Here is a 6947-nt window from a genome sequence, read left to right as displayed (position 1 = left end):
GTCCCCGCCGCACGGCGCTCACTCATCCCCGTCTCCCGTTCCGGCGGCGTCGCCCGCCTGCACACTGCCGTCCGCGCCCGTGGCGCAACCCCGCCGCGCCGTGTTGGAGCGGCTGGACGGCTCCGACGTTCCGCCACCCATCCCTGCGGGCCGCAACCGGGCCGTCGCGGTCCGGCCCGGCACGCCCCCGACCCACCGGAGCCGCTAGATGGCCACCACCCGAGAACAGGCCGAGGCCTACGGCTACGACCACCGCCGCCGCGTCACCGGCCTGCTGCGCGGCGCGGACGAGGCGCAGCACGATCCCCGGCGCCGGCTCAACCGGGCGCTGGGCGGTGGCGCCGCCGTCGGCGTCCTGATCATGGCGGGTTTCGGCATCGCCGGCTTCCTCGGCGGCGGGCGCGGCCCGGCGCTGCCCTCGGCCGGGGCGGTGGTCGTCGGCGACGACGGGGACCGCTACGTCGTCGCCGACACGGTCGTGCACCCGGCGCTGAACCTGGCGTCCGCACTGCTGGTGGGCGGGGGACAGGTCACCGAGGTCCGGCAGTCGGTGCTCGACGCGGCCCCGCGCGGGCTCCCCGTCGGCATCCCCGGCGCACCCGACGCGCTGCCCGGTCGGGACGCGCTGGTCGACGACGCCTGGACGCTGTGCTCGGTGCCCAGCGAGAGCGGCGGGGCGCCCGCCGACACCGCGCTCTACGTCTCGGTGCCCGGGGTGGCGCCGGCCGACGGGGAGGGCGACGGCGCCACCGTGCTGGTCCGGGCCGAGGACGACACGTTGTGGCTGCTGACGGAGGGGCGCCGGTACGCCCTGTCGGAGCATGTGCGCGACATCCTGGAGCTGCGCCGCACGCAGCCGGTGGAGCTCCCCACCGAGATCATCGCGACCCTCCCGGAGGGCCCGGAGCTGACCGTGCCCGAGGAGCCGGCCGGCGCGGGCTCCGCACCGACCGCCGCCCTGCCGCTCGACGCGCGGGTCGGGGACCTCGCCCACACGGCGTCCGGCGGAGCGCCGCAGTTCTACGCGGTCCGTCCCGACGGGCTGGTTCCGGTCTCCGAACTGGTCCACACCCTGCTGCTGCCGGGCGCCGGTACCGACCACGTCCTGACGGCGGCGGACGCCGCCCGCGCGCCGCGCAGCGAGGAGCCCGCACCGGGCGACCGGGCGTGGCCCGACGCGCGGCCGCGGGCGGAGGCGCCCGCCCGCAACCAGCCGGTGTGCGTCTCGACGCTGCCGGGCGCGGAGCCCGGTGACGCGCCGTGGCAGGCGACGGTCCATCTGCCGCGGACCATTCCGGAGCCGTCGCAGGTGACGCCGGTGACGACCGGCACGGGCGACCGGTTGGGGCTGCTGGACCGGGTGTACGTGCCGCCGGGCTCCGGCGCGGTGGTGCGGGCCACCACCTCGGCGGCGGCGGGCGGCACCTACACGCTGGTCACCGACAGCGGCACCGCCTACCCGTTCGCCTCCCCGGACGCCGTGCAGCGGCTGCGGTACGACCCGGAGCAGGCGCCCTCGGTACCCAAGAGCTTCGCCGGCCTGCTGCCGACCGGGCCGGTGCTCGACCCCAACGCGGCGGCACGGGAGCACCGTGGCGGCGGCGTCACCGGCGACAGCGGCGCGGGCGGGGACAGCGCGGACATCGGCGCGGACGGCAGTGTGCAGGCGGGCGACGCCGCCGGAACGGGAGACGGGGATGAGTGAGCGCCGTGCGGCGGGGACAGCGGGGACAGCGGGGACGCCGGCCGCCGCGGGGGAGCGGCCCGCCGCCGTCCGTCGCCGCCCGGGCATCGGCCGCCTGGTGGCGGCGCAGGGCGCCGTCGGTGTGACGGCCGCCGGTGTCGCGCTCGCGAACCCGGCGGGCTGGGCGCTGGCGGGCGCCGGAGCGTTGGCCCTGCTGCCGGTTCTGGCGCGCCGGAACGGCCGATGGCTGGACGAGTCCTTGGCGCACCGGCTGCCCCGGCTGCACCGGCTGCACCGGCTGCACCGCGGCGGCGCGGACGGTCCGGCTGCGCGCGCCACCGGCCACCGTCCCACGGCCGCCGGCGAGGTGCCCGGGCGCGAGGATCTGGGCCTGGTGCACCGGTTGCTGCCCGCCCTGGACGTGGTGGCGGTGGCCGACCGCAACGGCCCGGAGCTGGGCATGGTCGCCGACGGGCGGGGCTCCGCCGCGCTCCTGGAGCTGCCGGGCGGCGTGCTGCCCTCACTGCCGGTGGGGCTGCTCGCCCAGTGGCTGCGCGAGGACCCGGCCGGCCCGGCCGGTGCGCAACTCCTCGTCGAGCAGTTCGGGTTGCCGCCGTGGCGACCAGCAGCGCGGAGTCGCAGAGCACCAGGTGGTCGACGGTCCGGTCGTCCCAACGGCAGACGACGGCCGTGGCCTGTGGGGTGCGTGGGTGAGAAAGGTCACACGTATGACGATGGGCCTGCGCCGTGCGTTCAATGGCCTGGACCAGGCAGTCCGCGAGGCTGGTGCCGCGGCTCCCCGTCGCCGTCTCCAGCAGCGCCGTGCCGAGTCGGGTGACGAACCACGGCACCCCGTGGCGGCAGCCGTCGTCGTCGGGGGGCGTCACGCCGTCCAGTACCACCAGCGCCCCGGCCGCGCCGTCGGCGGGCGCGGCCACCGCTGCGAAGTCCTCGTTGGGTCGGGCGGGGTCGCCCGGCTCCGTCACGAGTGCGACCTGAGTGGCGTGCATGACCAGCCCTGTCCGTCGGGCCGGCGTCGCGCCGGCGGGTCGGCCGTCGGGAATCGACGGGGCCGCCATGGTGACACGGCGTCACCGTAGGGGTGGTGCTGGTGAGCTGTCGGCGGGTCGTCGGTTCCGCCCGGTGACGCCCGTCGAGGGGCGCGCGAACGCGGGCGGCGGGCGGCAGGCGGGCAGCGGCCGGGCATCCTTGCAGGAACGGTCCCGGTTCGCCACCGGCGTGGCCGTTTTCGTTCCCTGGCGGCCCGTTAGCGGTGAAGTAAGCTTCCGCAGTCCGTTGCCCACCGCCCGGACACGGGCAGCCAGGACAGGAATGTGAGCACAGGTGCGGAAACCCAGGCCACAGACACCGGCTGACGCAACGTCACCACAAGCCGGTGTAACCGCAACCGTGCCCGGTACCGGAGAGGCCCAAACCCCGGCCGACCCCGACGGGTTCCGTCCCCGCGGCCGGCGGGGCCGGGCACGGTCACGGCTGATGGTGGGCGTGGTCATCGGCTCGGCCGCCGTCCTGGCCGCCGGCACCCCCGCCCTGGTGGCGGCCGGTGAACGCCTTTCCGACACACAGCAGTTGGTCGAGGACGCCGAGCTCGCACAGCAGGCGGTCTCCCTCGCCCACGTCCTCGCGGACGAGCGCGCGACGATGACGACGCTGGCCGCCGCCCCGGCGGGCACCGTCGAGCCGCCGTCCGACGGCGACCTCGCCCGGGCGGACCGCCGCGTGGCGGAGCTCCGCCCGCTGCTGCCGGGTCAGGAGCGCGAACTGCTCGACGAGCTCCCCGCGGCGCGCGCCGCCGCCGCCGACGGCGACCCGCTCGCGGTGCACGCGGCCTACACCCGGATCATCGACGGACTCGGTTCCACCGGCCGCACCGTGGCCCGGGAGCGGCCCGACCGCGGCGCGGCACCGTCCTCCGACGCCCTCCCCGACCTGGCACGCGCCGTCGAGGCGTCGGCCGCCACCCGTGGCCTGCTCACCGCCGCACTGGTGGGGGAGCCGGGCGAGCAGGAACGCCGACTGCTCGACCTCGCACGCCGGTCCCACGCCCGCGAGGGTGCCGCGGTGGCGGACTTCGCCGCCACCGCCGGTGAGGACGGCCGCACCGCCTACGGCTCGACGGTCACCGGCCCCGGCGTGACCGCCGCGGAGGAGCGCGTCGAGGAGCTGACCGCCCTCCCGTTCCTCACCGAGGAGTCCCGGGCCGTCTCCTCCGCCGAGCTGGCCGCCGAGCTCGGCGCCCGCACCGAGCTGCAGCGGGGGCTGCTCTCCAACTTCGGTGCCGAGCAGACACGTTCGCTGACCCTCCTCCGCGAGGACGACCTGACCTCGATCCAGGTGCACGCGGCGGTGACCGGCGGTGCCCTGCTGGTGGCGCTCGCCGCCGGGATCTGGGCGGCGCGTTCGGTGACCCACCCGCTCGCTGTGGTGCGTCGCGGCGCGCGCCGCGTCGCCGACGCCCCCTCCGCCGAGCCGGCGGTCCGCTACTCCGGCCGCAACGACGAGTTCGCCGACGTGGTGGCCGCCGTCAACAAGCTGCACTCCCGCGCGGTGGAACTGCACCGCTATCAGACCGGGGAGAGCGACGACCACGAGGCGCTGCGCAGCGAACTCGCCGAGGTCCGGGGCGAACAGCGCGAGCTGATCGACAAGCTCGCGGCCCAGACCCGCGTCATGCACGCCAACCTCACCCACCACGCGCGCATGGCGCTGGACCTCGCAGGCGACCAACTGGACATCATCGGGGGCCTGGAGGAGCACGAGACCGACCCCGACGAACTGGCCACGCTCTTCGCCCTGGACCACCTGGCGGCCCGGATGCGCCGCCACAGCGAGAACCTGCTGCTGCTCGCCGGTGTGGAGCCCGACGCGCCGTTCCCCCGCCCGCTGCCACTGGTGCAGGTGGCGCTCGCGGCGGTCAGCGAGTCCGAGCGGTACGAACTGGTGGACGTGGAACAGCCCGTCCCCGCCGTGCTGGTCTCCCCGGTCGCAGCCCGGGACCTCGGGCACCTGCTCGCCGAGTTCCTCGACAACGCCTCGGCGTTCTCGCCGCCCGGCGCACGCGTGCTGCTCTCCGCCGTGGTCCGCGAGGACACCTCCGCGCCGGTCGCCGGCGCGGTGGACCCCGCCGCCCCCGGCGAGGGGGACGCGTCCGCCGCACCGGTGGTGCCCGCCCAGCGGCGCGGCTGCCGGTCGGTCATCGTGCGCGTCCAGGACGACGGCCCGGGCGTGCCGGACGAGCGGCTCACGGCGCTCAACACCCAGCTGGCGGACCCCTCGGGCCCGCCGCCCGGCGCCCGCGGCGAGCCCGCCGCCGCGATGGGTATCTACACCGCGGCGCGGCTGGCGGCACGCCACGGGCTGCGGGCGCGGCTGCGCCACCGGGCCGAGGGCGGCACCTGCGCCGAGGTCGAGATCCCGGGCTCACTGCTGAGCGAGGAGGACAGCTCCGAGGCGGAGATGTTCGCCGCGCTGGCCGCCGGCGGCCCGGCCGCCGGCGCCGCGGCGGGCGTCCCGTACGTCCCCGCACCCGCGGGCGGCGGCGACCAGGACACCATGGTGCTGCCCACGGTCCGGGGCACCGCGCGTCTCGGCGAGCGGCCGGTGCGCGGCGTGGACGGCCGCGGCGGTGCCGGGGACGAGCAGGCTCCCGACGTGGTCGGTGCCGAGGAACTGCGGCGCCGCCTCGGAGGTTTCCAGCGTGAGGCCCGCCGGGGCCAGCACGAGGGCGAGTCGGCGGGTCCGCCGGCCGAGGAGGAGATGCAGTCGTGATCGAGTACAGCGAAGCCCCCGCCTCGGACGAGTGCGAGGGCCTGCGCGGCCTCCGCTGGCTGCTGACCCGCCTGTTGGAGGAGGTCCCCGGGCTGCGGTCGGTCGCGGTGGTCTCGGCCGACGGCCTCTCGCTGCTCTCCTCGGAGCCCGGCGCCGACGAGGAGCCCGGGGCCGACGCCGCTGCCGAGGCCCCCGCTGCCGACGCCGCCGCGGAGGGCGAGCCCGCGGCGGGCCCGCGGGGGAAGGTGCGCGGCCCGCGCGGCGCCGGCGCCGACCTCGCCACCGTCGTCTCGGGGCTGGCCGCGCTGACCGGTGGTGCCGCCGAGCTGATGGAGGCCGGCACCGTCAAGCAGACCATGGTCACCATGGCCCGGGGCAGCCTGCTGGTGATGGCGATCAGCGACGGGTCGCTGCTCGGTGTCCACACCGACACCGAGACCGACCCCGGACTGGTGGCGTACCACATGGGGCTGTTCGTGGGCCGCGCCGGCCACCTGCTGACACCGGAACTCCGCGCCCGGCTGCGGGAGCAGGCGGGCCACCCCTCGGAGTCCGCGGCCGAGCCCGAGGAATGAGCCGGCGGGGTCACGTCCCCGCCGGCCCTCAGACCCCGGGTGCCGCCGGGTCCGGCCGCACCGCTCCCAGCACCCGCTCCGGGTCGAGGGCGGTGGGCCGGCTCGGCGCACCGGGGAACGGACGGTCGAACACCTCCCCGTCGCCGGCGTAGAGCACCGACCGCTCCGCGTCGGGAGCCAGGACCACGATGTCGCCGGGGCGCAGCCGCCCGGTGTCGACCCGCTCCAGCGCCGCCCACTGCTCGCCGGCGGTCAGCGGCACCCGGAGCCCGGCCCGGGCCCAGGCCCGCACGACGAGGTCGGGACCGGCCGTCGGCTCCGCCCTCGCGCCCGTCAGGAAGGGGGCGGCGCCCGGCGTGAGCAGCCCGAGCGCCGCCGCGGCGATCGCCCGCCCGCCGCCCGCCGCGGGCTGCGCGCGCGTCTCCTCCCGGGCGTGGGCCACCGCCTCGCGACCCGCCGCCGACGGCGGGAGGTCGCCGCCCGGCGCGCCGGGTACGCCCGCTCCGCTCCCCGGGGAGCCGTCCGCCGCGAGCCCCTGCCGCGCCTCGGCGTCCGCCCACTGCTCCAGCCCGCGCAGGCCCGACAACTCGGCGTCCGACAGCGAGGCGAGCAGCTGCTCCGCCTCCTCGACCCGCTCGGTCACCTCCTCGCGCTGCTCCCGCTGGTAGGCGGCGAGCGTCTGCTCGGTGTCGAGCTCCGCGCGGGCGCGCTCCGCCAACGCGTCCGCCCGCGCCTCGCGCGCCACCAGCCCGTCCACCAGCTTCGCCGCCCGCGAACCGGCCCGTTCCAGCAGGTCGCGGCGGTGCACCTCCGCCAGCAGGTCCGGGCGGTCGGCCGCCAGCAGCGCCCGGACAGCGCCGGGGAGACGGGCGCCGCCGTCCCGGTACTCCTCCCGGGCC

5 protein-coding genes are annotated in these 6947 nt (G+C 77.6%); 4 read left to right on the top strand and 1 reads right to left on the bottom strand.

The window, feature by feature from the left end; genetic code table 11:
• Positions 1–208: 208 nt before the first annotated feature.
• From eccB to HCN56_RS22195, 4 genes are all read left to right on the top strand, one after another.
• A complete protein-coding gene (gene eccB / locus HCN56_RS22210; protein WP_167973912.1) occupies positions 209–1705 on the top strand; it encodes a type VII secretion protein EccB in 1497 nt (498 codons plus the stop codon).
• On the top strand, positions 1698–2522 hold the full coding sequence (locus tag HCN56_RS27460) for a hypothetical protein (RefSeq protein ID WP_167973910.1): 825 nt from the start codon (positions 1698–1700) through the stop codon (positions 2520–2522). The genes eccB and HCN56_RS27460 overlap by 8 nt, the downstream gene beginning before the upstream one ends.
• Positions 2523–3181: 659 nt before the next feature.
• Complete coding sequence (locus HCN56_RS22200; protein WP_167973908.1) at positions 3182–5473, top strand: sensor histidine kinase; 2292 nt, start codon at positions 3182–3184, stop codon at positions 5471–5473.
• Positions 5470–6048, top strand: a complete 579-nt coding sequence (locus HCN56_RS22195) for a roadblock/LC7 domain-containing protein (protein ID WP_312871368.1) — start codon at positions 5470–5472, stop codon at positions 6046–6048. The genes HCN56_RS22200 and HCN56_RS22195 overlap by 4 nt, the downstream gene beginning before the upstream one ends.
• Positions 6049–6076: 28 nt before the next feature.
• Here HCN56_RS22195 and HCN56_RS22190 read toward each other — a convergent pair.
• Positions 6077–6947, bottom strand: an 871-nt coding sequence (locus HCN56_RS22190) for an NlpC/P60 family protein (protein WP_167973906.1), incomplete at its 5' end; no start/stop codon positions are given.

Origin of the sequence: Streptomyces lonarensis, assembly GCF_012033735.1 — a bacterium.
Taxonomy (GTDB): domain Bacteria; phylum Actinomycetota; class Actinomycetes; order Streptomycetales; family Streptomycetaceae; genus Streptomyces; species Streptomyces lonarensis.
This window is presented reverse-complemented; position numbering and strand designations above follow the sequence as displayed.

Bases quoted from the DNA above. Each gene is read 5' to 3' on its own strand.
- HCN56_RS22200 (WP_167973908.1), top strand. From the start codon at position 3,182: ATGGTGGGCGTGGTCATCGGCTCGGCCGCCGTCCTGGCCGCCGGCACC.
- HCN56_RS27460 (WP_167973910.1), top strand. From the start codon at position 1,698: ATGAGTGAGCGCCGTGCGGCGGGGACAGCGGGGACAGCGGGGACGCCG.
- eccB (WP_167973912.1), top strand. From the start codon at position 209: ATGGCCACCACCCGAGAACAGGCCGAGGCCTACGGCTACGACCACCGC.